The 24,176-nt window shown below is 55.9% G+C and carries 25 protein-coding genes; 11 read left to right on the top strand and 14 right to left on the bottom strand.

The features are described from left to right. Nucleotides 1-17: 17 nt before the first annotated feature. Together ACPOL_RS32865 and ACPOL_RS32860 are read right to left on the bottom strand one after the other, a co-directional pair. Entirely contained in the window at nucleotides 18-1,451 is a 1,434-nt protein-coding gene (locus ACPOL_RS32865; protein ID WP_114211553.1) for a DUF3363 domain-containing protein, read from the bottom strand. Next, nucleotides 1,444-1,932: a hypothetical protein gene (locus ACPOL_RS32860; RefSeq protein WP_114211552.1), complete on the bottom strand. Its 489-nt coding sequence runs from the start codon at nucleotides 1,930-1,932 to the stop codon at nucleotides 1,444-1,446. Before ACPOL_RS32860 ends, ACPOL_RS32865 begins: the two co-directional genes overlap by 8 nt. Before the next feature lie 941 nt (nucleotides 1,933-2,873). On the opposite strand from ACPOL_RS32860, the gene ACPOL_RS32850 reads away from it, so the two are divergent. The 3 genes from ACPOL_RS32850 (at nucleotide 2,874) to ACPOL_RS32840 (ending at nucleotide 5,363) form a co-directional block, all read left to right on the top strand. After that, entirely contained in the window at nucleotides 2,874-3,662 is a 789-nt protein-coding gene (locus tag ACPOL_RS32850) for a nucleotide-binding protein (protein ID WP_114211550.1), read from the top strand. Next, the gene (locus ACPOL_RS32845; RefSeq protein WP_114211549.1) at nucleotides 3,659-4,348 is read left to right on the top strand and encodes a hypothetical protein; all 690 of its coding nucleotides are present in this window, start codon (nucleotides 3,659-3,661) and stop codon (nucleotides 4,346-4,348) included. Before ACPOL_RS32850 ends, ACPOL_RS32845 begins: the two co-directional genes overlap by 4 nt. 202 nt (nucleotides 4,349-4,550) lie before the next feature. Then, nucleotides 4,551-5,363: a hypothetical protein gene (locus ACPOL_RS32840; RefSeq protein ID WP_236657653.1), complete on the top strand. Its 813-nt coding sequence runs from the start codon at nucleotides 4,551-4,553 to the stop codon at nucleotides 5,361-5,363. A gap of 97 nt (nucleotides 5,364-5,460) precedes the next feature. On the opposite strand, the gene ACPOL_RS32835 is transcribed toward ACPOL_RS32840, so the two are convergent. The 7 genes from ACPOL_RS32835 to ACPOL_RS35360 form a co-directional block, all read right to left on the bottom strand. After that, nucleotides 5,461-5,766: a hypothetical protein gene (locus ACPOL_RS32835; RefSeq protein WP_114211547.1), complete on the bottom strand. Its 306-nt coding sequence runs from the start codon at nucleotides 5,764-5,766 to the stop codon at nucleotides 5,461-5,463. Nucleotides 5,767-5,847: 81 nt separating this feature from the next. Continuing rightward, on the bottom strand, nucleotides 5,848-6,132 hold the full coding sequence (locus ACPOL_RS32830) for a hypothetical protein (RefSeq protein WP_114211546.1): 285 nt from the start codon (nucleotides 6,130-6,132) through the stop codon (nucleotides 5,848-5,850). 194 nt (nucleotides 6,133-6,326) lie between these two features. After that, nucleotides 6,327-7,388, bottom strand: a complete 1,062-nt coding sequence (locus tag ACPOL_RS32825; protein ID WP_114205765.1) for an IS110 family RNA-guided transposase — start codon at nucleotides 7,386-7,388, stop codon at nucleotides 6,327-6,329. A gap of 878 nt (nucleotides 7,389-8,266) precedes the next feature. Then, entirely contained in the window at nucleotides 8,267-9,964 is a 1,698-nt protein-coding gene (locus ACPOL_RS32815; protein WP_161557720.1) for a serine hydrolase domain-containing protein, read from the bottom strand. A 131-nt stretch (nucleotides 9,965-10,095) separates the two neighbouring features. Continuing rightward, the gene (locus ACPOL_RS32810; protein ID WP_114211543.1) at nucleotides 10,096-10,416 is read right to left on the bottom strand and encodes a hypothetical protein; all 321 of its coding nucleotides are present in this window, start codon (nucleotides 10,414-10,416) and stop codon (nucleotides 10,096-10,098) included. Continuing rightward, nucleotides 10,413-10,721 (bottom strand): hypothetical protein, encoded by a 309-nt coding sequence (locus tag ACPOL_RS32805; protein WP_114211542.1) that lies wholly within the window; start codon nucleotides 10,719-10,721, stop codon nucleotides 10,413-10,415. Before ACPOL_RS32805 ends, ACPOL_RS32810 begins: the two co-directional genes overlap by 4 nt. Beyond that, a complete protein-coding gene (locus tag ACPOL_RS35360; protein WP_236657652.1) occupies nucleotides 10,711-11,001 on the bottom strand; it encodes an RNA polymerase sigma factor in 291 nt (96 codons plus the stop codon). Before ACPOL_RS35360 ends, ACPOL_RS32805 begins: the two co-directional genes overlap by 11 nt. Nucleotides 11,002-11,178: 177 nt before the next feature. On the opposite strand from ACPOL_RS35360, the gene ACPOL_RS32795 reads away from it, so the two are divergent. The 5 genes from ACPOL_RS32795 (at nucleotide 11,179) to ACPOL_RS32775 (ending at nucleotide 13,622) form a co-directional block, all read left to right on the top strand. Beyond that, nucleotides 11,179-11,400 (top strand): hypothetical protein, encoded by a 222-nt coding sequence (locus ACPOL_RS32795; RefSeq protein ID WP_150133241.1) that lies wholly within the window; start codon nucleotides 11,179-11,181, stop codon nucleotides 11,398-11,400. A gap of 43 nt (nucleotides 11,401-11,443) precedes the next feature. Next, nucleotides 11,444-12,187, top strand: coding sequence for a hypothetical protein (locus ACPOL_RS32790; protein ID WP_114211540.1), 744 nt, complete (start codon nucleotides 11,444-11,446; stop codon nucleotides 12,185-12,187). A gap of 252 nt (nucleotides 12,188-12,439) precedes the next feature. After that, nucleotides 12,440-12,793, top strand: coding sequence for a hypothetical protein (locus tag ACPOL_RS32785; protein WP_114211539.1), 354 nt, complete (start codon nucleotides 12,440-12,442; stop codon nucleotides 12,791-12,793). Between the two features lie 122 nt (nucleotides 12,794-12,915). Next, nucleotides 12,916-13,143, top strand: coding sequence for a hypothetical protein (locus ACPOL_RS33345; protein WP_150133240.1), 228 nt, complete (start codon nucleotides 12,916-12,918; stop codon nucleotides 13,141-13,143). Nucleotides 13,144-13,388: 245 nt separating this feature from the next. Beyond that, nucleotides 13,389-13,622, top strand: a complete 234-nt coding sequence (locus tag ACPOL_RS32775) for a hypothetical protein (protein WP_236657651.1) — start codon at nucleotides 13,389-13,391, stop codon at nucleotides 13,620-13,622. Nucleotides 13,623-13,675: 53 nt separating this feature from the next. Here the strand turns inward: ACPOL_RS32775 and ACPOL_RS32770 are convergent, their stop codons facing one another. Further along, nucleotides 13,676-14,059 carry a single-stranded DNA-binding protein gene (locus tag ACPOL_RS32770; protein ID WP_161557719.1) on the bottom strand — a complete coding sequence of 128 codons (384 nt, stop codon included), beginning with the start codon at nucleotides 14,057-14,059 and terminating at the stop codon, nucleotides 13,676-13,678. Between the two features lie 172 nt (nucleotides 14,060-14,231). Between ACPOL_RS32770 and ACPOL_RS32765 the strand changes: the two genes are divergently transcribed. Then, entirely contained in the window at nucleotides 14,232-15,248 is a 1,017-nt protein-coding gene (locus tag ACPOL_RS32765) for an IS110 family RNA-guided transposase (RefSeq protein WP_114207353.1), read from the top strand. A 1,194-nt stretch (nucleotides 15,249-16,442) separates the two neighbouring features. Here the strand turns inward: ACPOL_RS32765 and ACPOL_RS33895 are convergent. From ACPOL_RS33895 to ACPOL_RS32745, 4 genes are all read right to left on the bottom strand, one after another. After that, nucleotides 16,443-16,616, bottom strand: coding sequence for a hypothetical protein (locus tag ACPOL_RS33895; protein WP_161557718.1), 174 nt, complete (start codon nucleotides 16,614-16,616; stop codon nucleotides 16,443-16,445). 689 nt (nucleotides 16,617-17,305) lie between these two features. Continuing rightward, the gene (locus ACPOL_RS32755) at nucleotides 17,306-20,299 is read right to left on the bottom strand and encodes a sensor histidine kinase (protein WP_114211534.1); all 2,994 of its coding nucleotides are present in this window, start codon (nucleotides 20,297-20,299) and stop codon (nucleotides 17,306-17,308) included. Further along, a complete protein-coding gene (locus tag ACPOL_RS32750; protein WP_150133239.1) occupies nucleotides 20,283-21,374 on the bottom strand; it encodes a LamG domain-containing protein in 1,092 nt (363 codons plus the stop codon). The genes ACPOL_RS32755 and ACPOL_RS32750 overlap by 17 nt, the downstream gene beginning before the upstream one ends. 8 nt (nucleotides 21,375-21,382) lie before the next feature. Continuing rightward, nucleotides 21,383-22,006, bottom strand: coding sequence for a response regulator (locus ACPOL_RS32745; protein ID WP_414633416.1), 624 nt, complete (start codon nucleotides 22,004-22,006; stop codon nucleotides 21,383-21,385). Between the two features lie 273 nt (nucleotides 22,007-22,279). On the opposite strand from ACPOL_RS32745, the gene ACPOL_RS32740 reads away from it, so the two are divergent. Together ACPOL_RS32740 and ACPOL_RS32735 are read left to right on the top strand one after the other, a co-directional pair. Then, complete coding sequence (locus ACPOL_RS32740; protein WP_114211531.1) at nucleotides 22,280-23,413, top strand: alkene reductase; 1,134 nt, start codon at nucleotides 22,280-22,282, stop codon at nucleotides 23,411-23,413. Between the two features lie 45 nt (nucleotides 23,414-23,458). After that, nucleotides 23,459-24,154 (top strand): alpha/beta fold hydrolase, encoded by a 696-nt coding sequence (locus ACPOL_RS32735; RefSeq protein WP_114211530.1) that lies wholly within the window; start codon nucleotides 23,459-23,461, stop codon nucleotides 24,152-24,154. Nucleotides 24,155-24,176 lie beyond the last annotated feature (22 nt).

Below are 24,176 nucleotides of genomic sequence, written 5' to 3'. Positions count from 1 at the left end.
CTAATTTGTTTTGCCGCTCATAAAGCGCGGTCTCGGGGGCGGCTGCGGGCGCGTTCGGAGAGGGCCTTGCGAAATTGGCCCATCCATCCCTTCTCGAGCTCCGGCTTGGCAAGCTCCCGCAAATCGATTTTTCGCAGAACGACATCTAAGGCCTTCTTGTCGGTGAGCACGGTTTGGTCGGCACCGAGAGAGACGGCGTAGAGCCGTTCGGGCGAGCTCTTGAGGAAATCGATGGACACGAGATTGCCCGGCCTGAGGTCTCCGCGCTCCCAGGCGGCGCGCAACGTGCTGTCGTGGCGAATGATTTGAATGCGGCCGTCGATGGTTTCGAAGATTGTCTGCATGGCCCCTGTCCGTTCATCCTCGCTGTTCAGGAGCACGCGGCCAATAAACTTGCGGGATCCCGAGAGAAACTCCATTGGCGCATGGGGATCGCTGATGGCGACGCCGGAGCGGAAGAGAGTCCTGGCGCGATCTTGGAGGTCTTTCATCTGCGTCAGTTGAGCCACGAAGTCGGTGCGAAGAAGCCAGAGTTCGCTCGTCTCCTGCCGGGCGAGACCGATGGTTTTCAGATAGTTGAGGCGTCTCTGCTCCTCAACATTGTTGGTTCTCAAAAGGCGTTGGAATGCGCCATCGGAGGAGTGGTCCCGGACGCGACGGGCCAACGACCGGTCGAGGCTAGTCACACGGGCCGTTGTTAGTTCGCCCGTCTTCTGACGCTCAATGTCGGCGATGGTCCTTGGTCCTAGTTGGTGGGTAAGGTCAAGGCGCACCGCTTCCCGAAGTCCTTGCCGTATAACAGTGCGCGGAAGGTCGAGCGGTTTGCCATCTGGGCTACGACCCCGGATTACCAAGTGAGCATGAGCGTGGTCCGTGTTGCGATGCACTATTCCAGCCCACTCTACCGGATGTCCCGTCTCGCGTTCGATTGCGGAAATAACGGTCTTCGCCGTCCGCTCGAAGTCGACGCCTGAATCTTCCGGAGAAACAATAATCTTCCATATTCGAGCATCTCCGTCGCGCTGCCACCGGTCGGCGATCGCGGCAAGAGACTCTTCCTTGGCAACGCCCAATCGGTCTTTAGAGGGATCGTGTTCGCGACCATGTTCAGTTTCGACGGGCCGAGTAGCGCTCTCTCGCTCCAGATAGGCGCCATGGGCCTTCCAGGATCGAGGGCTCTTTGAAGTCTTGTAACGGACGTTGACGACAGCTCGCCGCATATAGTTGGAAAGGCGGGATGATCCGCCTTGGCCGCCTACCCTTCCTGGGGCACGAGGAGACCGGCTAACCAGGCGCACAAGACGAAACAGATTCTTGGCTGCTGCGGACGATCGGACACGAGGTGTAGTGTTAACAGCACGCTGCCTGCCGGGGCGCAGCCGTACTGACCGCTCTCTTTCGGAGCTCTTTGGTTTCGTCGTGGCTGGAATTTTGCCAAGGGGCTTAGACATCTCCGGTTTCCGCCGAAGGCGTCATGTCCTCGTGTCGGGATGCGGGATCCCCCGTAAGAAGGCTTTCGTTTTCATACACGCGTTCTTCGCGGCGCCGCTGAAACTGCCTGGCCGCGCTCAAATTGATTTGCTCATACAGACGTTTGCCTCGAACACGCGCGCTGCTCAAGAGGCCTGTCGGGATCTCCGGCATAGCCGTGAGCATGTACTTAACGTAGGTATCGAAGAACGACAGTTGCAACTGCGTTAGCGTCTCCACGGCCCTCAGCCGCCGCACCATTGTGGTCGAAAAGTCTTCGAGGATCGAATAGAGCATTGCCTCCTGAGCTTCAAGAGGAGCCGTCTCTGTGCGAACGAGGTGGCGGAAAACATCTGTCGCGCTCTTAGCTTGCAATTCTTTGCGAAGTTGTTCGAGCCGCTTCGTGTCTGCCTGATTCAGCCGAATATAGAAACGCGTTAATTCTTGAGCCTTTTTCGCCATGCCGACGACTGTAACTCATGTGCATTGTACTTTTCAAATTCGAGCGGCCGTGACTTTCCTATATGAGGCCGTGAGCGGCGCATCTAACTTGTTAAAGGTCCACGGAGATAGAAGGAAATAGGTCACAAAAGCGGCAGCGGCTTTATGTTCCACTACCTCTCTCTCCTCAAAGACGAAGGCTCAGAGAGCCTACCTCGTGGCCGCCAGAAGCCGCGGAAAGTAGCGGGTGACACTTAGTGATACGTTCTCAGACTCCGAGGCACATTGTGACAGAGAGTGACACTACGACGACACATAAAGACACTTGGGGACACAATAGAGGCCTTGCCAGATCACCACGCTCTGTGGAATACTCCCGAATGTGCATAGTACATTTCACAGCAATGCTCCCCCCGAAGTGACTGCCCTCGTAGAGCTGTTTGAGCGGCGCTGCGGAGCACAGTGGACCAGCGCTCGTCCTCTCAAGGGGCTCGCGCCCCAATTATGGGCGGCACATGCGCTAGGCCTAACGTGGAAGGAAATTTGGATGGAGCTCGTGAACCACGGCTATCGAGGTCAGTACCACCAATTTGCGCGAATGACTCGGAGGCTCTTCGTCCACGGCGTGGCGAAAGCACAAACGAGGACCTCACCCCCTCCTGTCTCTTCTTTGGCTGATAGCTTGGCAACGGCGAGGTTATCTCGGGCAGAAGGGCATGTTGCGGAAGAAAGTATGGACTGGCGAGCCCAGCGGGAAAGCATTCGGGCCAAGGCTCGGGGGGATGCGGAGTTGTATCGTCAAGCGGAGGAAGAGCGAAAAAAGAAGGTTTTCACTCTCCCGGAATTTATAGGCCGCCAGGAGTCATAATCGGGGGGGGGGCGAGGGGGTTGCTTCCAATCTGGAGGCCACCATTTATTGTGAAGCGTACTTTTCACATTTTACTAGCAGCGGGGAACTGTCGATGGCGGAAAAGAAGAGCGGTGCGGCAAGTGCGATAGGGGTGGCGGAGGGGTTAGACATAAAACCGAAGCGGGTAGTGTTTCCGATGGCCGGCAAAGGGGGGGTAGGGAAGACAACCGTAATGGCGACCCTTGCCGAATGGTATCAATCCCTGGGGCTCAGGATCGAGATGTTCGATATGGACCCGGAGAACAAGACGGAGGGTTCGCTTAAAGCCTTTTTCCCGTCGGCGCAGAAGATGCCGGCGATGGAAGAGCGGGCTTATGACCGGCTTCTCGGGGTCTCGATGGAGGCTGACGCGGATGTGATTCTGGCCGACATGGGCGCGGCGCAGGGTCATCGAATGATTCCGTGGTTCGAGGAGTTCTATACGGTGATGCAGGGTTCCGGCATACCGCTTCGCTGGACTGCGATCGGGGTGGTGGATGAGGACATCGCGTCGGCCCGTTCCGTACTGGAGTGGGCGCTGGAACTGCAAGGCACAGTTGATTACGTCGTCGTTGAGAATTTCGCGGCTTCGGGAAGCGTCTCCGGATGGCGTAACGCCAAGCTGACGGCTGAAGTTGCGGCGTTCAGGGAGGCGTTCAATCCTGCCGAGATTCGCTTCGATGCGAGGCGGGAGGATCTTCAGCAACTGATGCGTACACGCTGCGTAACGCTGGGGGATGTAGGCGACCGCAAAACGGACATCGCGGAACTGCGGCGGGCCGAGATGATGCTGCGCGCGCGGACATATCGCTTTCGGGCATTTGCCGAATTCTCGAAGGCGCAGGAGGTGTTGCTGCCATGAGCGCAATCGAAAACGGAACATCCGCGACATCTGTAAAAGGTTTGTGGATTCGAGACCTGGTTGCCTACGCGTTTCCAGAAGGCGAAGAGCGGGAGCGGTTTCTAGTCGACTTGGTAGACCATTTTGCCAAGATCGATCCTGACGATCCTGAATGGCTGCGATATAAGCTGACTGTCGTCGAGTGCAGGGCCCTCGAGAGGATGGGGGAGGGGCTGGCCCAGGCGACGGAGGAGATGGGCAAGATGCGCGGCTCGTTTCGAGAGATCGCGGATTTTTCGGCGCTTCAACTGAGGAGGAATATTACGGACGCGGGCGCGTCCACTCGGGAACTGCTGGAAGATGTACAAGCAAGCATGAGGAATGCGATCGCCGGCGAAAGCATCATGAAGAGCTACACCGATGAGACGAGACAACGGTTTTCAGCGGTTATCAAAGAGATTATAGAAACGTCGCTTGAACGCGCCCTGACGCAGGCGCAGGTCCATATGGATGTCTGGGTGAAAACCGAGCTTGATCGGTCGGTGCGAGAGGCCAGACTTGTCTTGACCGGAGTGACTCGCGATTTCCGGGTGAAGCTTTTTGGCGGGTGGGGGAGATTGCTGTTCGGGTGCATAGCTATTGGCGTTTTGGTTAGCGGCGGCCTGCTATGGCTCGGGATGTTTTTGGCGAAGCATGGCGTTATTTAGGTGATGCTGCGGGAAGATCGTGCTCTTGGGAGCGGCAAGGAATGAGTTGGGCTGCATTGAAGGAAATAGTTACGGGGCTTTTGGGCATTGGCTGGTCGGCGTATTTGCTGACGCGGGCCGCAAGGGCTGAGACGAGGCGAATAGGGAGGTAGATAAGGGTGACAAAGCGAGCGTCTTTTGGCCGTGGGAGGGAGGAATGTGGATGGAGAGGATTGATGGTTGGGGTCAAACGAGGAAGCGGCGCCGTCTGATTCGGCATTGGATGGAGACGACTCCTGAATCAACGGCACTGGATCGTGGCACTTTGCAAGGATTGTTAGCAAGTGTCATGACTGCGTTCATCCTCTTCATGGCAGTGACCCTTTCAGCTAGCCGCGCACACGCGAGTGAATCGTCGATCGCGGAAACGTTGAAGGCTCAGTATCCTCTAACGAAGGTCGGCGTGACGATGTTGAAGTTTGACTATAACCGGATCACTCAGCCGGGGGCAGTGTTGACTGTTCGAGTTCCGGGGATTTATGCCGATGTGGCCAACACGACACAGGCGATTGTGAACACTTCGATAGTGGACGGCCAAGCCATTCAGCAGAAGGGATTCTTGGCGTCCCTCAGCGATACGCATGAATCGCGCACTTTGACTCCTGGCGAAACGGTCTACGTCACCAAGCTAGACGTAAAGGGGGATCAGGTTCGTTTCGAGCTCCTAACCGTAAATGTGACCACGCTGGGCTCTGGAATTGGGACTCGATATCGGGCCGAGGTAACATTCCATATCCCGAACCTCGACACCTTAAAGGCCGATGAAGTCCAAAAGACCATCGATGCCGTGATCGCCGATTCTGCGACTGCAAACGCGGTCGAAAGTAAGACAATCAAGGTCGGGATGAGCACAGAAGAGGTAAAGAAGGTGCTGGGCAACCCCGAGAAGATCGTGGATCTGGGCGAGAAGCAGATTTACATCTACAAGGACATGAAGGTGATCTTCAAGGATTCGCAGGTCTCCGACGTGGAGTAGCTTCCGGGAGTGTCTTAATTGGAGTTTTCGGGTTGGTTGGGTGACAAAGAAAAACTCCGGCCTTCGCAGCCGGAGTTTTTTCAACCAGAGTTTATATTTAGTGGCGGCCCGCTTCAAGGACTGCAACGCGTTCAGACAGGGCGGAGACAAGCCGCATCGATTCAAGCTCGCTCTTGGCGTTGGCCTCACCGATCGCTGACATGATCGCCTTGTACTGAGCTTCAGCTTTCCCGCTCTGAGCTTCCATTTGTCGGGTCATAGCTGCAAGCTGATCTTGAAGGGCTTTGTACTCGGTTTCGCGCTGCTTCTCGGCAGCAGCGGCCTTAACCTGCAATTCGCGCACTCCGGGGGCGATCACGTCTTGAATGAGCTTCTGGAGTGTTTCTAGAATGTTGTCGGACATAGTCGTCTTCTCCTTGTGATTGTAGCCTTGTTTGGCTTGATTAATTGCATTTTTCGTCCCGGTCTTTCGGGAGTGCTCCGGTCAGTGGGACGGAGCGGTAAAGGCGACGAGAACGCAGCGCACGGCGGTTCCTGCGCTGCGGAAGGTGTCGGCGGCCAATTCCTCCCATAAACCGCCGCGAGCGGTTACCAGTGGCTTTAGAACGTCGTTTTGACGCGGCCCATTGGCGCAGAGTGCAACGATACGGCCTCCGGGCTTCAGCATCTTCAGCGCATGGGTAATGTGCTTGATATCGGCGGCATTAACGAACGGGGAATCCCGACGGGATTTCCAAAGAGTGTGGGAAGATTCTCTCTTGTAGTGCAAGCATTTTCGGTGGGGATGGAATGGATTTTCAAGGCATGGTGGGTCTTTCCCTCCGATGCCTGTCTGGGCCGAGCGAGGATATCCCCGCTCGGCTGTTGGTTCATCGTCGGGATGAGCCCACCAAGTTATCCCTCGGCATGGTTGCTTCCCAGCAGAGCCCGCTTCCGTTTCACTTGATGAGGCGATTGTAGCGTTTATATGGTCAGCAGATGCGGGAAGAGCTTGCTTCCGTCGTAGGGAGTTTGGCTGCCGAAGATGCCGTAGATGGCGTGAAGCAGTTTGCGAGCGACCGCGATCAGTGCCTGCAGTTTGCGTTTGTGCCGCGCAAGCAAGGCTTCATAGAACGCCTTTAGATGTGGGTCCCAACGCACTGCGGCCAGAGCCGGCATATAAAGCGCCCGGCGCAGGTGGCGACTGCCAGCGCGACTGATGCGCGATGGTTTATGCACCGAAGTGCCAGAGTCTTGGTGTACCGGATCGAGCCCGCTGCGCGCGACCCATTGACGCACCTTCATGTCTGGGGCCAGCAGGACCAGTTCGCCCAGGATCTGCAACGCGCTGACGGCCGCGATGCCCGGAACGCTTGTTAACAGCCTGAAACGCTGGCTCAAGTGGGCATCAGCGGCGATCAACGTCAGGGCCTCACGGCGCAGCTTCACGATGCGCCGGTCAACTCCGGCCAGCGAACGCTTCAGGTCCGCGATCACACAGCGCGGCGTGGCTAACGATCTTTCGGCGGCGTGCAGGCGATTACCTTCCCGCCTTTGCTGGACCACCAACGCCTCCAGATGCCGGCTGATGGCGCGCAGAGCGAGGGCGCTTTGACTGGGCTTTTGCCAGGCTGCAAAGGGCATGCGCAGACTGAACTCTGCCAGCACCTGAGCATCTGCTGAGTCCGTTTTGGACCGGCGAAGTGTCCGCGCAAAGTCGTGAACCCTTTTTGGGTTCAGCACCGCTACCTCCACAAACTCGGTCGCATCCAGGGCCAAGGCCAGGTCCATCGAATAAATGCCGGTGGCCTCCAGCGATACCCGCACCGGCGCCTTCATCTTTCCCAGCCAGTTGAGCAGCGCCTTGTGTCCCGCAACGGTGTTGGCAAACTCGCGTTGCACCCACGGATGGTCCACCTCCATCACTGCAATCGCCAGAGTTTCCGCGCCTATATCAATACCGCAAAACAACTTCTTCACTTGGCGATCTGGGTATTTCTCGGTTGAAACTGCGGGCTTACCAAGAGCAACGATCTGCTTGCTCATAGACCTCCTTCGGCACTAGGATGGGCTTCAGCAGCCGTCCCTGTCCGCGTCCACGGGCTTCCTCTTTCTGCTGACCTTGAACATGCAGGCTCCAAAGGCCTCCGATTCTCCACAGCATAAAAAGAGAGGGACGGCGGCCGATCTTCGCATCAGGCTCAGCAAGGCTGGCCTCGGGTGGGAACGGCCTCTCCGCCGAAACGTAACCTATCGTCACGCCTCTGAACGCAACATACAAGGGTGGGAAGCCGGCTTCATGGCTTTCCATGCTTTCCATACTCTGTCATTTCCATGGCCTGCACTCCGCGCGGCAAACGACGCGCATTCGGCGGCTCCTGCTCGCGCCCGATCACCTAGAACTCCATCTCGTCGATCGATGGCCTTGATCGATATGCCGCCACCGAGCGCAATTTGCCGGACTCGCCCGAAGATGCTCATCGGAACTCATCACTTGTTAATGAGTGGATTGGCGATTTGTACTAAACCCGCTTCGCGGGTAGGTCGAAGCGTATTACCATTTGGCAGGACAATTGCGAAGTGAATACCGCCGCCGCTGCGATCAGAACGCTTCCAAACGAGTCAAGGTCAGTGCGAAATAGCAACGCATTGAATCCCCATAAAGCAATTGTCCTGCCAAATCCCCTCACGGTTTAGTACAAATCGCCGTACCCACAATGCTCCACCTCGGCAGCGTCGGTGGCCGCGCACTTCTGTACGTGGAGCACTGTCGATACGGCGCTAGAGATTTGTCACCAGCTGACGTAGCGACGCAGTTGAACGCGGTCTGTGCACAATTCTCTCGTCATTTCCGAAAACCCCGATTTATCGGAGGTGTGCACGATCATGGAATGCCTTGTGATCCGCCGAATGGTCCCGCTGCGCTAGTTGGCGAGGGATATAGCTGGTTTGCCAGCCAATCTCTGGCTAATGTGTTCGCCCAGCCGATCTGCAAAGCTGCCGGTACTTCCTAGAGTGGTATTGAGCAGCACAACGGCGGCGTAATCTGCCTTGGGATTGAAGAATGCGTAGGAGCTGTATCCACCGGTGGCTCCATTGTGCCAATAGTCTCCAGTTTTATCTACAAAGAGCCACGCGAGAGCGATGCGCGTTCCAGGCATCGCATCTGCTCGAAGCTGATGCGACTGGACGAGAGCTGCAGACAGCGTGGCCCCAGCAGAAGAACCGGCAACGCGCGTGAGCTTTTCAGGATGCAGGTTTGCCTCCAGATAGGTAAGCATGTCAGCCGCAGTCGAGCGGATTGCTCCGGCTCCCGCTAGGGCATCCAGATCCCAGGCGTGTGCGGGGTGATGATGTTCGTCATGACCTTCAACGAAGCGGATCTGTTGCGCGGGGGAGAGGGATACGGTTGTGTCTTTCAGCCCCAGCGGATCAATTACCTCTTTCTTTAGAAGGGCTGGATATGACAGGCCACTATGAACCGACAGCGCCTGGCCAAGCAGACCGAAGCCGAGGTTGCTGTAAAGAAAACCGGCGTCCACAGGCTTTGCCACACCGTGCTGAGCCACAAATGCGTATAGATTGGGTGCGCCGTAGTCGGCATAGGGATTGCTTGGATCGGCGGGCTTGAAGTTGTCCGGTATGCGCGGAAGGCCGGAATGCTGCGTGGCCAGATCGAGCAGCGTTATTTCATTTCCGGCGGGCTTGGCAACCGTACCCGGCGGCAGCAGTTCGCGCACCGGCTCATCGAACTTTACCTTGCCCTGTTCCACCATCTGCGAGAGCACAAGGCCGGTGAAGGTCTTGGTGATGGAGCCGATTTCGAAGATCGAATCCTGCTTGGCGGCGCCGTAACTGAAGACACGCCTGACACCGTGTTCGACAACAGCAATGGATATCCCGACGCCGGTCCCAGGCGCAAGTTCTCCACTTTTGAGCGCTTCGGCCAAATCGCGGTCCAGCACGGATTGCAAATCGGCTGCCGCAACCGGGGCGAGTGCCGCATCGTAGGTGGGTGCAGCAATGGGCGCGGCGGCTATCGCGACAGATCGCCGGGTAAAGTTCAGCGGCAACGGGCTGCCCTGGCTCCAGACACCCGAGAGAATGTTGCCATCGGCTGAAAGCGTGCCTTTCCAGTTTCCATGGACAGCCGGAACATCGAATGAAAAGTCGTTGGCTGAGAGGACGACCTTTGCGCATTCCAGGCCCATGGCGTGTTGGTCGAGGCTATCCATGGCGCAGAACTCGCGACCAGCGGTATCGCTCTTTACACTAAGTTGAAGACGAAGAGGCGTGCTTCCAACTTGCAGCGTCCCCAGCCAGATACCATCGACCGGCGAGGGTTTGGCCGCTGCCACAAAGTTGTCGCGCGCGAAGTTCAAGGGCGTCGGACTTCCTTGGTCCCATGTTCCGGAGAGCGACGCACCATCGTTGGCCACGGTTCCCTTCCATGAGCCGTGGACCGCCGGGACTGTAAAGCTCATGGCTTCACCATCCAGACGGAAGTCAGCGCAGGAAATACCGTTGGCTCCTTGATCGGGGCTGTCGAGAGTGCCAGTGACCAACCCTGAAGAGTCCACTTTCAGATGCAGCCTGACGTGCAGGGGACCGAGGGTTCCCAAGTAGTCTCCAGCAATGTTCGGCTTGGCTTGCGCTCGGGCTCTGAATGGCATTGTCGCGATTATGCAAACACCAAGGAGCACGAAGAACGTGACTGCTTTTTGACGATGAGAGAAAAATCGAGGTCTGAGTCTTAACATAGGCGCTCACCACTTTCCGGATGACTGCGGAGTGCGGTCATCTCATCGATCTGAACTTGAAGCCTATCGGCCCCCCGCTGATTCAGCTTCCAGACAGCAAAGAAAACCACGCCTACCAGGGCCACCACGATACCGTAGCCCATGACTAGATGACCCATGCCCACAGGGTGGGCAGTCCACTGATTTATCGCCGTTCCAACCATGATGACTGCAAGGCCGGGAACGAGCGGCAGCAGATACCATGACCCGACACCGCGCAATGCGTCACGCTGACGTTCGAGCGTTTGGCGGTGGAACTCGATGCATGTGCTCAAACCCAAGTCGCCCGGCGCCGGACGGACCGATGCTCGTCGATGAGCTGAAACATCACGTAAAGTGCGCCGGCAATGGCCAGTCCCGAACCCAAGCGAAAAAGCGGCGCTGGGAGCTTCCACTCGCAAAAACCGAAGGCGACTACAACAAGTATTCCGCCAGCATATTCCCTGATATTTCGCCGAAATATCCTGTGCTCGAATTTCTGCATCTTGCGGCGAATATCTTCGGGAGAGATGCTCGGGGGCTGGGTAGGCTGGCTTTGCCAAAGGCTCCGAATATCGGGCGAAGAACTTTCATTGGTCATGATTGCCTCCTGCTTGAAAGCGGCGAGTGAGAATGTTTTTCAGGCGATGGATCTTTGTGGCGACGTTGCCGCTGGAGATGCCCGTCACCTCCGCGATTCCGGCAGCGTCTACGCCTTCGAGATAAAGTAGGACCACTTGCCGATCGAGTGGTTTTAGCTCGCGAATCAATACCATGAGCCGCGCAAGGGCGATCTGTCGATCGGCGATGTTGGCGGCACCGCCAGGCGCACCCGAACACTCTTCGGAAGGGAGGCTTGCAGACTTGGTTTTGACAAACAACGTGGTTTGTTACTATTTGTGGTACGAGAACGCTACTTTATCCAAACCATGATAACCATCTAGGTAACCTGTGTAGTGGAGTGTCGTGATTCTGGGAGCGTGCAAAAGTCGTAGGGACGGCTACGAAATATTGTGAATATGCTTTATGTAACCCAACAGATGGGTTCGGAGTGTGCGATGAAAAACGTTTTTCGTCCGTTCGTTGTTGTGCGTCGAGCTGCTTTAGCAGTGGCGTTGTGGTGCGCGGTGGTGCCTAGTTGGGCAACGGTAACGCCGAATGCTGTTGGAGGTGGCGCTCCTAGACCGGTGAAAGGTGAGAATACGATGAAAACCAGTCAGGCTGTGATCAATCAGGCTGCGATTATGGTGGAGACATTCTTATGGGTGCTGGGATTCTGATCAGCCGTTAAGAGGTGGGGAGGATCATGAAGTGGAGAGCGGGTTGAAGACTCTTGATTATGTACTGTGGGCAGCGTGTTGTTTTGGGCACATGGTGCTTCTGTTTACGCTGTTAACCCGAGGCGGAGCCAGGACCTTTCGAGTTTTCACCGCGCGCATATTTTATTTGCTTCTGAGAGACATCGCTCTGTATGTGATTCATCGCAATGGGTCGGCTGGAGAATATGCCCGCTGGTACTGGCTGCTGGCGGGTGGGGACTATGTTTTGCAGATCGGAGTCGTGTTGGAACTCGCTAGGGTCGTGATGCGATCGACACAAATATGGTTTGAGAAGGGGCTGAGACAGTATTTTGTTTATGCTGGCGCGGCAATACTCGCAGCCGGTGTCGTGGCACAAGCGATCTCACCGCCGAATCAGGCGGGGCTTGATCTCTGGTCGATCCGTGCGGACATTTTTATGTCGATGGTCACATGCGAGGTGTTTGTTGCGATGTCAGCGGCGGCAAATCGTCTGCGCCGGCCCTGGAGTAGAGGGGCAATGGCAATTGGGCAAGGTCTGTCCGTGTGGGCTCTTGTCGTGCTGACAGGACAAAGCCTGCAGCTCGCGATGGGATGGCCTGCGGAACTGCCCGTGTTTGATCAGATCGGGAGATTTGTTTATCTGGGAACCTTGATATTTTGGACAGTCACATTTGCTCGGCGGAGGGCGACCCAAACATTTGATCCAGATGAGGTGGCACCCACTACGACCGAACTCCGGGAATTATTTTACGCGAAGAGGAATTAGCTCCTGTGACGATCGTGGTAGTGGTTCTTTTGGTTATAGTAGGACTCCTCTCTATAGGAGTAGTTGCGACACAGATGAGGGCGGCGCGCTATTCATCAATGGGGTGGAAGGATGTAATGGATGATCTACGTCAGGTTCCCAACATCAGAGTTGTTGGCGAGGAGTGCCTGCGGGCCGCAGACGCGCCGGATCATCCCCGGTCTGAGGACGAGTACTTAAGCCTGGTATGGGGGGGCGGACGGCCTGACGGATATGCGCCACAACCTGGACGTGATGCTCGCGCTGGCGGCTCGCGCCGAGGCATGGAAGCTGGAAGGGGCGGCTGAATCAGCGGAGTTGATAGGACGCGACGCGCACAAGATCAAGGAGGCTATGATTGGCGTGGCGGTCGGTCGCACGATAGGGTACGGAAAGCGTCGTACTGGCGCGAGCATCGCGGAGATCTGCGGTCGATACTGGGTTATGTTTCAGAGGCTTGTCGAGATGTATGAGCGAGGGCAGGCCATACGCGCGGAGTATTTGAGACAGAAAGTAGGGCAGTCTAGTTCGGTGGAGTGGAAGGTGAAGCCGAGGAGAGCCGACTCGGAAGAGGCGCGTTCGTCGTGACGAAGGATATCAGCAATTCTGAACCCTCAACGTCGAACAAGGACACCGTTCGTTTGCGACCGCGATTCGTTCCCGAGGCAGATGCGGAGATTCGAGAACGAATTTGTCGGCGTGGGGAACTGGTGAAATTAATTGTGCTTATTTTGAAAACCGTTGATTTAACGACGGTGCCTATTTTGCAACTTACATCAGAGATACGGAGCATAGCGCAGACGACTGTGGATCTCCCACGCGAGCTGCACCGGCGGCTGGAGAAGGCCGCCTTATCGAGGGGGACTTCGATGAACGCGATGGTGAATAGTGCCGTGGTGGCGTTCGGGAAAAAGAAGAGCATCCGCCGGGATGATTAGCGGTTCATAGAGGGGTATATACCTCTCTATGTTTGTATGTCATGGAAACTGTGTGCAATTTGCGAGCATCCAATGCCGAAAACCGTGGGGTATATACCCCACGGTTTGTGGTCGAGGGGCAGTTCACAACTTTGTCAAAGGAGCGGAGAAGGATGGAGGCGAGGACTGGAGTAAAGCGTTTAAGTTCAGATAGCTTTCGGCCGAATGCAGAATTGCCACTAGGGGGGCGATCCCACCGGGTCTCGGTGAAGGTTACAGCTAGCGGCCTGGACATCGAATTGTGCGGGGGCAAAGAGGTTCTTTTCATTTCGTGGCTGGAACTTTACGAGAGCGCCATTGCATGTGAGAGGAAGCAGGCGCGGGAAGAGTTGCGAATGGTGAAGTGGTGCGAGCGGAAGTACGGGAGCAAGCCGCCGTGGGCAAACAAGGTCAAAGAATGGCTTTTGAGGACCACTCTCGCTGGCGAGGAGAGCGCCTAAAAGCAGAGGGAAGAATGGCTCTTGTGAGCCACTCTTCCTCTCGGGGACGCCCCTTAGAAGGGGGCGTCCTCGGCATCTGGGGCTGCATCATCAGGTTCGTCAATGACTGCGGGCTGGTTGTAGTCGATCTTGCGGAGGGAGTTGGCTCGGATGCTTAGGGCGAAGTGGTCGACCTCATCGACCTTGTAGCGGCGCGGGATCAGTTTGCCTTCGACGATCACCGGGTCGCCCTTTTTCAGGGTGGCGGCGAACTTGGTCATCGGCCCCCAGACCTCGATGTTGAACCAATCTGTCCTCTGGTGGGTCGAGCCGTTCTTCTCCCACTTCTCGTGAACGGCGATGGAGAAATTGACGACCTGCTGGTTGTTGACGGTCTTGATTTCGGCGTCTTTGCCGAGATTGCCTTCGAGGTGGGCGTTGTTCTTGAAGCTGTGCATGATAAGTCTCCTTTTCGGTTTGTCTCGGTCCGCTTGGGACATACTGCCCGGAGGGACATGGGGTGGTGCGAACTCCCAAGCCCAAGAAAACTTTTCTACGGAGAGGGGCCCGAGCTTATGTAATGGTCCGCCGCTCGCTACACTCTGAAGTTGCGTTCAGGAGGAGACCGTTATGGCTATTCGTACCGTTGGAATCGATGTTGCAAAATCCGTCTTTCACCTCGTCGCTCTTAATGAGAAGGGCTCCGTGGTAGTGAAGAAGAAGTTCTCGCGACCTCAGTTGCTGGTGTACACGGCGAACCTGAGGGCGGAGGTGATTGGGATGGAGGCTTGCTCCGGATCACACTATCTGGCTCGCATTCTTGCCAGCCAAGGCCACGATGTCAGGCTCATGCCGGCGGAGTACGTGCGCCCGTATGTGAAGTCGAACAAGAACGACTTCATCGATGCAGAGGCGATTGCTGAGGCGGTGTTGCGGCCTACCATGCGCTTCGTTCCAATGAAGACGGAAGAGCAGCTCGATCTGCAGGCGCTTCACCGCGTGCGCGAGCGTTGGATTCAACGCAGGGTGGCGCTCACCAATCAGATCCGTGGATTTCTGCTTGAACGCGGTCTTCCGATACGGGTTGGATCCGAACATCTTCGAAAGAATTTGCCGGCGGTCTTGGAGGATGCGGAGAATGGACTGAGCGACCGTTCACGCACGATTCTGTCAGCACTCCGAGAAGAGTGGGAAGAGCTAGAGGCAAAGATTGGCAATGTGACGGAGGAGATCGGCCGTATCTCCCGATCGAACGAATCGTGCAAACGTTTGACGGGTATTCCCGGGATCGGCCCGATCATCTCCACCGCTCTTGTCGCAGCAGTGGGCAATGCAGCAGCTTTCCGGACAGGCCGTGATATGGCCTCTTGGCTGGGGCTTGTTCCGCGGCAGCACTCCTCAGGTGGTAAGGCGAAGTTGCTGGGTATAAGCAAGCGGGGAAATCAGTACTTGCGGAAAATGCTGGTTGAGGGCGCTCGAGCCGCATTCGCACGACTAAACCGATCTCAGCATAGCTTCGGTCCCTGGATGGACGAGCTTGCAGTAAGGAAGCATTCCAATGTGGCTGTTGTGGCACTGGCCAACAAGCTGGCTCGTATCGCATGGGCCATTCTGACAACCGGTCAGCAGTACCGTCCCGCTGCGTAGAAGTGGTGGAAATGATGCAAATCGCTAGCGCGATTCACACATTCCCACCACACGGCTGCTACTGTATTTAATTTTCCCCTCGGTATTGCGCGCAGAAGAACTGATGAGAGAACAGGTCAAACCGGCCCGCTCGTAACCTGTCCCAAGGCAAGGCATTTTAATGCCGGCGAGCTTGTAAGGTAGAGAGGGGCGCGGAGTACATCATGGCCAGAAGCGAAAGCTTCACCTATAGGCCGAATACATTGCCGCAGGCCACTTCATCTCATCTGGGCTTTATGCTTGCAATTAGGCGGCGGACCATACATTGCCTCGGGAGAGGAGGCCGTCGAGCGAGCTCGAAGAACGAGCGTAAAATTTTTCGCCGTGGCGCAGCGGCGTGAGCTGTTCTTACACCCCATGATGGCCAAGTGGAACGGGACGGAAAAGGTGGTCATGCTCCCAGTTGAAAGTGCCTATCTCGATACAGCAGCCTCGGACAGCATAGAAATCTGCGTCAACATAGGTTGCCTGGCTTTGGGGAATGGCTGTTGAAGTGGGTTAAAGGCCGCACCGTTTGGTTGTAAGGTTCTACCGAGGTGGATGCGCCGAATGGCCCTCGGCCCGTTTGAAGAAGGGCGACCCGGTGATCGTCCAAGGTCAGCAATATTCGCCGCGTTGGATCGCCCACTTCACCCCTAAGCATCCATGCCTGAATAGCTGAGGAGTGCGACAACGGTTTCGTCGTCTTGGAGTGAAAGTACTCACTACACCACCCCGAGCGAGGTTCGATGAGTGCCTCGGGCTGTTGTCGTCATTTAAGAAAATCTCGTCAAACGTTTTCCGAAAAGCGCTTGTGAGGACGAATTAATTCGTATGCGCTATCGCCTTTGCCTGTTTCCTTACCCATAGGAGCCAAGCGTCTTGGTCGCCATGCAGTTGCTCGTTCACAGGAGCAAGAGCAGCCCAGTTCACAGTGAACTCGGAGGATTCTTTCGCCCTCTTCAAAAAGAGCAAATACTCTCCTCCTCTCTTATAGGAATTTGCGAAACAGCTTCCTCCGCGCCCGCCGGGACGTACAAAGGTGTAAGGAACTACACGCTCGTTGAAGTCATCTCGCTGGACGAGGTAACCGTGCAATGTGAGAGCGCGAAGCGCGCTGCCATGAACTACCTCGATTACTCTGAATGACACGGTGGAATCAGGTACCCCGGTAGTCTATACGTTTGGGTTGGCAGGAGGGCTCTGGTAGTCGATCGCGACAGCCCGCACAATCATGTCAGCCCCGGACACCAGTTCTTCTGGAGTTTCCAGACGCGAGACAGAACACGCGTAGATCGTGGAAGGGAGCAGAGTGGCGAACAGCGCAATGTAGCGAAATCTCGATATCACGACCCAAGATCCTCCCGGACGAGCATCATTCCTGCTTACAGGATGCGCTCGAGTTAGGTCTCACGTTGCGTTTACCGCCTGCATGGCAAACATCGAGCCTGGAAGACGGTGCAAGGTACTCCAGATGCGAAACGGATCCAATGACCTATTAGTACCAGCAAAGGCCGTTGTCTTCAGTTGATGCCAAATCGCAATGCGCTCTTCCACAGCGGGCGGAGGCGGTCATAGGAAGAGCGGCAGCTGCTCGCTCGCTGCCGGGTGGAGTTCCCGCCAGAGCCGCCGGAGAAGCTCGGGCACATCGCGAAAGAGCACCTGGGTGCGTTCGACCAAGGCAACGCAAACCCCTACCTAAGGAGCTGCTCTCGGCGCGGAAATCTCAACGGCTGCCGGGCGAACCAAACCGAGCTGGTTCGTAGTCGCCTCGAATGATCGGATGATTGCGCCGGAACAAGAACGCGTCACAGCAAAGCGTATGAACGCCACAACCCTTACATTACCGACAAGTCATGTACCGATGCTTTCTCGGCCTCAAGAGGTGTCTGACTTCATTTTCCAAGCGGCTTCCGGACAATCAAAGTCCCGTATTGGCGCTGAAGTAGCTATGTAGAACTCGTGGTTCTGACAACTTGTCGGAATCACGAACCTTCGAACACGAAGTGCCGGCGGCATTCGCCGCCAGCCTTCAAAACTCAGCCTGTATCGGAAGGCTTCGTCCTCGTAGATTTGCTCAGCCTTTGATAAGCGATCCTCGCAGGAATGCTTAACGTAATCTTTGTACCAGAGACTGAATGGCTTTCAATCTTGAATCGACCCTTGAGTTGCTTTGCTCGCTCGCGCATACTAGCAAGCCCCCAATGCTGGGGGCGCCCGTGCTCTGCTACGGTCGCATCCATACCAGAGCCGTCATCGGAGATTAGCAGCTTCAATCCCAGCCACCCCCAGGCAATGGTTACCAGCACCCTTTTCGCGCCGGCATGGCGCAAGGCATTCAAGATCGCCTCTTTCGCAATTGCGCTTATGTCTTCATGGGCTGCAGGTTTAAGGCGGTGAGGTCTACCAGTCGAGCGAAGCATCAAATCAGCATTCCCGATGTCACTTATTTCTTGAAAGAAGTCTCGTAGGCAGCCTTCAAGATTTTCGTGCCCAGAATCAGGGGTCCGGAGCCCGACGACTGTGAGCCTCGCCTCTTCAATGACCTTTTCCATGCCTTCCAGTACGAATGCCAACCTGTTTTTCAGAGGAGACTCGGTTGGAATCTGTTTCTCCGCGACATGAAGGTGCATCAGCGAACTTATGAATCCCTGTAGAAGAGTATCGTGAACGTCGCGTGCGATCCGCGTTCGCTCACTAAGACGTTCATCCGCGAGGAGGTTCGCCTGTGCCAGAAGGAAAGTCGTACGCGTGTAATACACGAACACCACTAAAAGAGTGAGGGCTCCTGCTAAGATCACTTTCACCGACCAACGCTGCCAAATGCCAGGCTCAATGACGACTCGGACCGTGCTCTCCTCTGAATTCCAGGAATTTGACTCATTGGAGGCAATCAATCGGAACGTGTATTTACCGGGCGCTAGATTGGTATACGTTGCCTCCCGTTCATTGACAACATCGATCCAAGTCTTGTCGAAGTCATCAAGACGATAGCGAAAACGAATTCGTGACGGAGCGTGCAGGTCCAGGCCAGTAAAAGAGAAATTGAGCCGCTTGACGCCGGGGGGCACGTCTGCGCTACTACGATCCAAGAGCGCACCATCGGCGCTGACTTCTTCTACATGAGGAATAACAATCGGAATAGGTGTTGGGTGGGTTGCGATCATCGCCAGTTCATGCGCGGTTGTAATCCACACCTGCCCACTACTGTCAGTGACCAACGAGCGGGAGCGGTGAACACCTTCGTTTGACTGCAGTCCATCTTCGTTTCCATACGTTCGGAAGGAAGAGCCCTTCGACGTCAATAACTCCGCAGGGACGGTGCTCATGACGGCCCGATCGCTTTCGATCCAGAGTCTTCCGGTCGTGTCCAAGCTCAAGCCTAAAATCCTCGGCTGTGATCCCGTTCCGATCAGGGCGGGATGTTCATCATGATCGTCAGCAAGAAACAGCCCATGCGAGGTCCCGATCCAAAGGCCACGGGATGGATCTTCGAAGAGTGAAAGCACATCTTTTCCGGCAGGCTGCGTTCCTGGGAATAGGGGCAAGCATCGAAGATCTTCCATTTGGCACACCCCCCTTGATGTGCCGATCCATACTTGGCCCTGGCGGCCGAGCTCAATAGCCGAGACGTCATTGGCGGGCAATCCGTCTTTCTCGTCGACATGTGCGAACAGGCCTTTCGAGAATCGATTTAGCCCTCCTGTCAGAGTGCCTGCCCACACCGTCCCATCGAACGACACACGCACTGTATACACACTGTTCTGCGAGAGTCCGTCAACCGTCGTCCAGGTTTTGCTTTCGATGGAACCAGGGCCGATATGTAGCCTCGTCAACCCGCCGTTTCGTCTTCCAACCCAAATATCGTCTCCGTTACCGTCTATGGAGTACACCTCATCCTTCGACATGCCGTCGTTGAGCACAGAGTGTGCGATCCCATGTTCCATCCAGTAAAGACCATGGCGAACATCTGCAAACCATACGCGGCCATTCTGACCTACATATATAGGACCGAAACTCTCCCCAAGAGTGGAGTCATTCAGTCTGACCGGGACGATCGGAGTGTTCTTCAGTCGTTCCAAAGTGGAACCACTACCAAACCAGATATCTCCCTCTCTATCTTGCAATAGCGTTGTCACAGGGACGCGCTCGGAACTCGGACCTGCTCGAACCCACGCAGCCCCAACAGAGTTGGATCTCAGCAAGCCCCGCGCGGTTCCGATCCACAAGTTCTTTTCCCGGTCCTCCATGATCGTTAGCACCTGAAGATGTTGCATTTCATGATTCCCAAATGAACGGGGAATCAGGTTGTGACCATCCCAGTAGGCGAGCCCATCATCCGTTCCCACCCAAACGTGACCACCAGTATCAGGAAGCAGACAGTTGATTTTTTGATTTACCTCGGGACCGCCTACCGCCGACAGTTTCCCGTTCGACCAAGACAAAAGGCCTCGATCCGTTCCAATCCAAAGCCTCCGGTCGCTCGCCTCGGAGATCGAGATCAGCAGGGTATGTAGGTGAATAGAGAGCTGATCCACATGATTCTGTGTCAGTCGCACCACGCTCTTAAGCGTTTCCGTGGCATAGATCCCAGACGTCTGGTCGGCCGCCATGGCGACTATAGCGAGGAACCTTTTGTCGAGAGAAACAGGAGGGCCGATTTCGTCCCGCCTCACCTTCCGGATGCGCGTATCTGCGGCTCGCACCCAGAGGATGCCGTCCCTGTCGACCGCAAGACCGAGGATCTGAGGTAACGGATGATTCTGAGCGGTAAGTATCGGCACAAAACGCAAACCGTCAAAACGGAAAAGGCCTTCTGCCGTTCCAATCCAGAGATAACCGTCGCGGGTCTGCGCGAGCGCCTGAATCCGGCCGGACGAAAGCCCCTTATCCGGTCCCCATTCGGCGCGCACGTACTGCTGTAAACCCGTACCAGCGCCCTGTGCACAGGCCAATACAGACCACGAGAGAGCGATCAGCGCAACAAGGTGGATCTGGCTTCGAGTGTTCGATCTCTTAGGGAAAAAACTCAAAACGTTTCACCACCACTTCGGCGTCGTGCGTTGGAGGAGAAGGTGCATAACCATAGTTACAAAGATTGATAAAGACATGCGTGTCGTTTGGTATTGGCATGCCCGTGTTAAAAGGCCATGATTCAAGCGGCTGTTTCAGAGGTATTTGGTCTCGCGAAATTGTAAATTCGCCCTGATCGGCGCGCCACTTCATGTTGAGCTGCAGCGGACCTGGAGGCACATTGAAATGGTAGAAATTCGCGGGAACGAAGGATGGTTGGATACTGAACTCGGCGTTCGTGTTTGAAGCCACACCACGTCGCGTAAGGCGGATAGCCAACTCCCGATGGTCACCGTCCAAGGGCCGATCGAAGTAAGTGAATGCACTGAACATGACAGCCGGCTCAAGCTGGGCTACGTCACTGATGTTAAAGGTATAGGTCCCATACCCGAACGAACGAATGCTATTGACTTCAGAACAAACCCAGCCATGAGAGTTTCGGATGAGACGCATGTGCAGAGTTCCGGCATCGTCCACGAAGACATTATCGGAACTGTACTCGTTGGTCTTCGATGCCCTATCTCCGGGAACGGTGCGCACCTTCCACTGCAGGCCGCTGAAACGCAGAGTTGTCTCGTGGGACGGATCGTCAGGTGTTGGAATTTCGATTCCGCCGCCTCCGGCCACGGCGATGGCGTCGATTGTCTTTCCGAGGGTCGGAAGAGCGTCCAGGTACTGCGACGGCTGGCTATCCTCCTTACTCAGGATGGCCGCATATTCACTCCCAAGGTGGATCTGCGCTCTCCATGAGCCATCTTCTGAGATTTCTGTATGCGCTGCAGACTCAAAGGGCTGCACCCACCAACGACTATCTGCAAACGCGTACAGTACGATATGCCGCCCGCGGTATCTTCCCAGCACCTTGCCGCGAATGAGTCCACTGGTTCCGATGCCGCCGGAACTGGCAGGCGGAACTTCCAGGAAAATGATGGACGAAGACCGAGTGCATCCGCTCAGCAGGGTAAAGATCGCTACCCAGAGACAGTAGGCGATGATCGTGGGCTTGAGTGTCCCGACACGCCTTGTCATCGACATTGACGACATCATTGTTCAAGTATTCCGCGCTTCAGTGCAATGACCACGGCGTGGGTGCGATCGCCGGCCCCGAGTTTGGAGAGAATACTCTGCACATGACCCTTGACCGTATGTACTGAGAGATCGAGGTCATCGGCAATGATCTTATTGGAGTTACCAGTAGCAATGGAATGCAACACATCCAACTCGCGAATGGTCAGGGAATCTTCTCCTGCGTGTTCGGCCATTGTGGCTGCGATCTCTGAGGGTATCTTCCGATGGCCAGCGTGAACCAGGCGAATCGTGTCGATCAGATCCGCGCGCATCATGCTCTTCAACAGATAGCCACTCGCTCCGGCTTTGAATGCCTGCAAGGCTAATACGTCTCCCCCGAACGTGGTGAGCACAATGATCCGAGCTCCTGGAGCATCCGACCGAATTGCGCTGATCGCCTCAATGCCGGTGCCCTTTGAAAGTCGGAGATCCATCAGGGTGATATCGGGTCGGTGCTGCCGGTACGCTGCAATCGCTTCATGAGCATCCGCAGCTTCAGCAACAATTTCCATGCCTGGCTCAGCATTGATCACGCTGGCAATACCGGCGCGTAGCAGCGGGTGATCATCAACCGCCAACACTCTGATAGTTCGCGTCATCGGCATAGTCCATCTCCGGGCGTGCTGATCGTAACTTGAGAATACTCTCCGCGCTCCTATATTGCCCCCGCCAAAAGAGCCGCTTCTTCAGTTTTCCTTTTGCAGTGAGAACGCTGCGGTTGGAAATACTGCGATACCTGCGCTTTTCAGCTTGCTTCGAAGAACGATTCGGGGGAGCCGAAAGAACTGGAGAACAACCCTTCCATCGTGGCTGTTGCCGGGATATGGCGGGCGCGTAGCTTAGTCCTAGCAATCGGAGTACGGAGAGAAAGCATGACCAGCATCCAGCGTCCTCATCTATTTTCGCCAATCCAACTCGGAGCTTTGTCCTTGAAGCATCGCGTGATCATGGCACCGCTCACTCGTTCCCGGTCGATCCAGCCAGACTCTGTGCCCGGTGGTCTCATGAAGGCGTACTACGAACAGCGGGCGTCCGATGGCGGGCTAATTATCTCTGAGGCTACAAACATTTCTCTTACAAGCCGCGGCTGGCTGGGTGCCCCGGGGCTTTACACAGCCGAACAGGTCAAGGGATGGAGCAAGATCGTCGCCGACGTCCGCGCGAAGGGCGGCCATATGTTTGCCCAACTCTGGCATACGGGTCGCTCGTCGCATACCGCGATGACTGGTGGAGCAATGCCGGTCTCTGCCTCCGTAGACCCAAGCTATTGGGAACATCCGAATCACCTGGTGTCGATCCCTGGAGGATGGGCGCAGTCCACGCCACATCGTGCTTTGACGGTCACAGAGATTGACTGCGTTGTGCAGGACTACAGAAACGCTGCGCAGCGAGCAATGGACGCTGATTTCGAAGGTGTAGAGTTGCACGCGGCCAACGGATACTTAGTCGATCAGTTCCTGCAGAATGGCAGTAACAAGCGAACGGATGATTACGGCGGTTCGATTGTGAATCGCAGCCGCTTCCTCTTTGAGATTCTCGCGGCCTTGATCTCCGTTTGGGGCCCAGATCGTGTGGCCGTGCGCCTCGGTCCAAACGGTACGTGGAATGGAATGTCCGACAGCGACCCCGATGCGCTGTTCTCCTATATCGCGGAGAAGCTCAACGACTATAACCTTGCTTACCTTCATATCATCGAGCCTCGCATTGGCGGCAGTGATTTGATCCATGCAGGCCAGGGAGCCGTGGCCTCCGAGAAACTTCGCCGCATCTTCAGAGGGAAACTGATCGCGGCCGGCGGATTCGAACCAGATACCGCAGAACAGATCGTCGCTTCCGGAACGTTAGACGCGGTGGCGTTTGGGCGTTACTTCGTATCTAATCCGGATCTTCCGCTCCGCATACGTGAAGGCTTGCCACTCTCCGAATACGACCGCGGAACCTTTTACACCTTTGACGAACACGGGTACTCGGACTATCTAGCCTATAGCGCCGTCCTTTCGGCATAACGAACAACGGCAGGACACCGCCATCACAACGAATCGGAGATTGCAATGAGCAAAAATGTGAACATCATGCTGGTACATGGCGCTTGGGCTGACGGCTCATGCTGGAGCAAGGTCATCCTCTTACTCGAGGCTAAGGGCTACAACGTGACAGCCGCGCAGATTCCGTTACAGTCCCTCACAGGTGACATCGAGGTTACCCGCCGGCTTCTAACCGCGAACAATGGCCCAACTGTTCTCGTGGGCCACTCCTACGGCGGCGCAGTGATTACCGGGGCCGCGACTGCCACACCACAGGTAAAGGCCCTCGTCTATATAACGGCCTTCGGTCTCGATGAAGGGGAAAGCCTTGAATCCCTGAGCAAGCAGGGCCCGCCCTCGCCGGGCTCCGCAGCCATAGAGCCAGACGACAAGGGCTTTCTCTGGATTAACCGGGACAAGTTCCACACTGCCTTTGCCGGCGGCGCGACAGATGACGAGGCCTCGATTATGGCAGCTGTCCAGAAGCCTCTCAGCTTCGCTGCTTTTGGCGGCCTGGAAAGCGCTCCTGCATGGAAGACCCTCCCTTCCTGGTATCTCACCTGCAGTGAGGATCAGATGATCCCTCCGCCCGCTCAGGAATTCCTGGCAAAGCGAATGAACGCGACTGTTCGGTCAGTGGCTTCAAGCCATTGCCCGTTCATGTCGCACCCAAAAGAAGTCGCAGACATCATAGCTCTCGCTGCTGAATCGATTACGGTATAAAGGCTCGATCGGCTGCGGCAAC

The organism is Acidisarcina polymorpha, from assembly GCF_003330725.1.
In the GTDB taxonomy this organism is placed as follows: domain Bacteria; phylum Acidobacteriota; class Terriglobia; order Terriglobales; family Acidobacteriaceae; genus Acidisarcina; species Acidisarcina polymorpha.
This window is presented reverse-complemented; position numbering and strand designations above follow the sequence as displayed.

Bases quoted from the DNA above. Each gene is read 5' to 3' on its own strand.
- ACPOL_RS32865 (WP_114211553.1), bottom strand. From the start codon at position 1,451: ATGTCTAAGCCCCTTGGCAAAATTCCAGCCACGACGAAACCAAAGAGC.
- ACPOL_RS32860 (WP_114211552.1), bottom strand. From the start codon at position 1,932: ATGGCGAAAAAGGCTCAAGAATTAACGCGTTTCTATATTCGGCTGAAT.
- ACPOL_RS32850 (WP_114211550.1), top strand. From the start codon at position 2,874: ATGGCGGAAAAGAAGAGCGGTGCGGCAAGTGCGATAGGGGTGGCGGAG.
- ACPOL_RS32845 (WP_114211549.1), top strand. From the start codon at position 3,659: ATGAGCGCAATCGAAAACGGAACATCCGCGACATCTGTAAAAGGTTTG.
- ACPOL_RS32840 (WP_236657653.1), top strand. From the start codon at position 4,551: ATGGAGAGGATTGATGGTTGGGGTCAAACGAGGAAGCGGCGCCGTCTG.
- ACPOL_RS32835 (WP_114211547.1), bottom strand. From the start codon at position 5,766: ATGTCCGACAACATTCTAGAAACACTCCAGAAGCTCATTCAAGACGTG.
- ACPOL_RS32825 (WP_114205765.1), bottom strand. From the start codon at position 7,388: ATGAGCAAGCAGATCGTTGCTCTTGGTAAGCCCGCAGTTTCAACCGAG.
- ACPOL_RS32805 (WP_114211542.1), bottom strand. From the start codon at position 10,721: ATGACCAATGAAAGTTCTTCGCCCGATATTCGGAGCCTTTGGCAAAGC.
- ACPOL_RS32795 (WP_150133241.1), top strand. From the start codon at position 11,179: ATGAAAAACGTTTTTCGTCCGTTCGTTGTTGTGCGTCGAGCTGCTTTA.
- ACPOL_RS32785 (WP_114211539.1), top strand. From the start codon at position 12,440: ATGCGCCACAACCTGGACGTGATGCTCGCGCTGGCGGCTCGCGCCGAG.
- ACPOL_RS32770 (WP_161557719.1), bottom strand. From the start codon at position 14,059: ATGCACAGCTTCAAGAACAACGCCCACCTCGAAGGCAATCTCGGCAAA.
- ACPOL_RS32765 (WP_114207353.1), top strand. From the start codon at position 14,232: ATGGCTATTCGTACCGTTGGAATCGATGTTGCAAAATCCGTCTTTCAC.
- ACPOL_RS32750 (WP_150133239.1), bottom strand. From the start codon at position 21,374: ATGTCGATGACAAGGCGTGTCGGGACACTCAAGCCCACGATCATCGCC.
- ACPOL_RS32745 (WP_414633416.1), bottom strand. From the start codon at position 22,006: ATGACGCGAACTATCAGAGTGTTGGCGGTTGATGATCACCCGCTGCTA.
- ACPOL_RS32740 (WP_114211531.1), top strand. From the start codon at position 22,280: ATGACCAGCATCCAGCGTCCTCATCTATTTTCGCCAATCCAACTCGGA.
- ACPOL_RS32735 (WP_114211530.1), top strand. From the start codon at position 23,459: ATGAGCAAAAATGTGAACATCATGCTGGTACATGGCGCTTGGGCTGAC.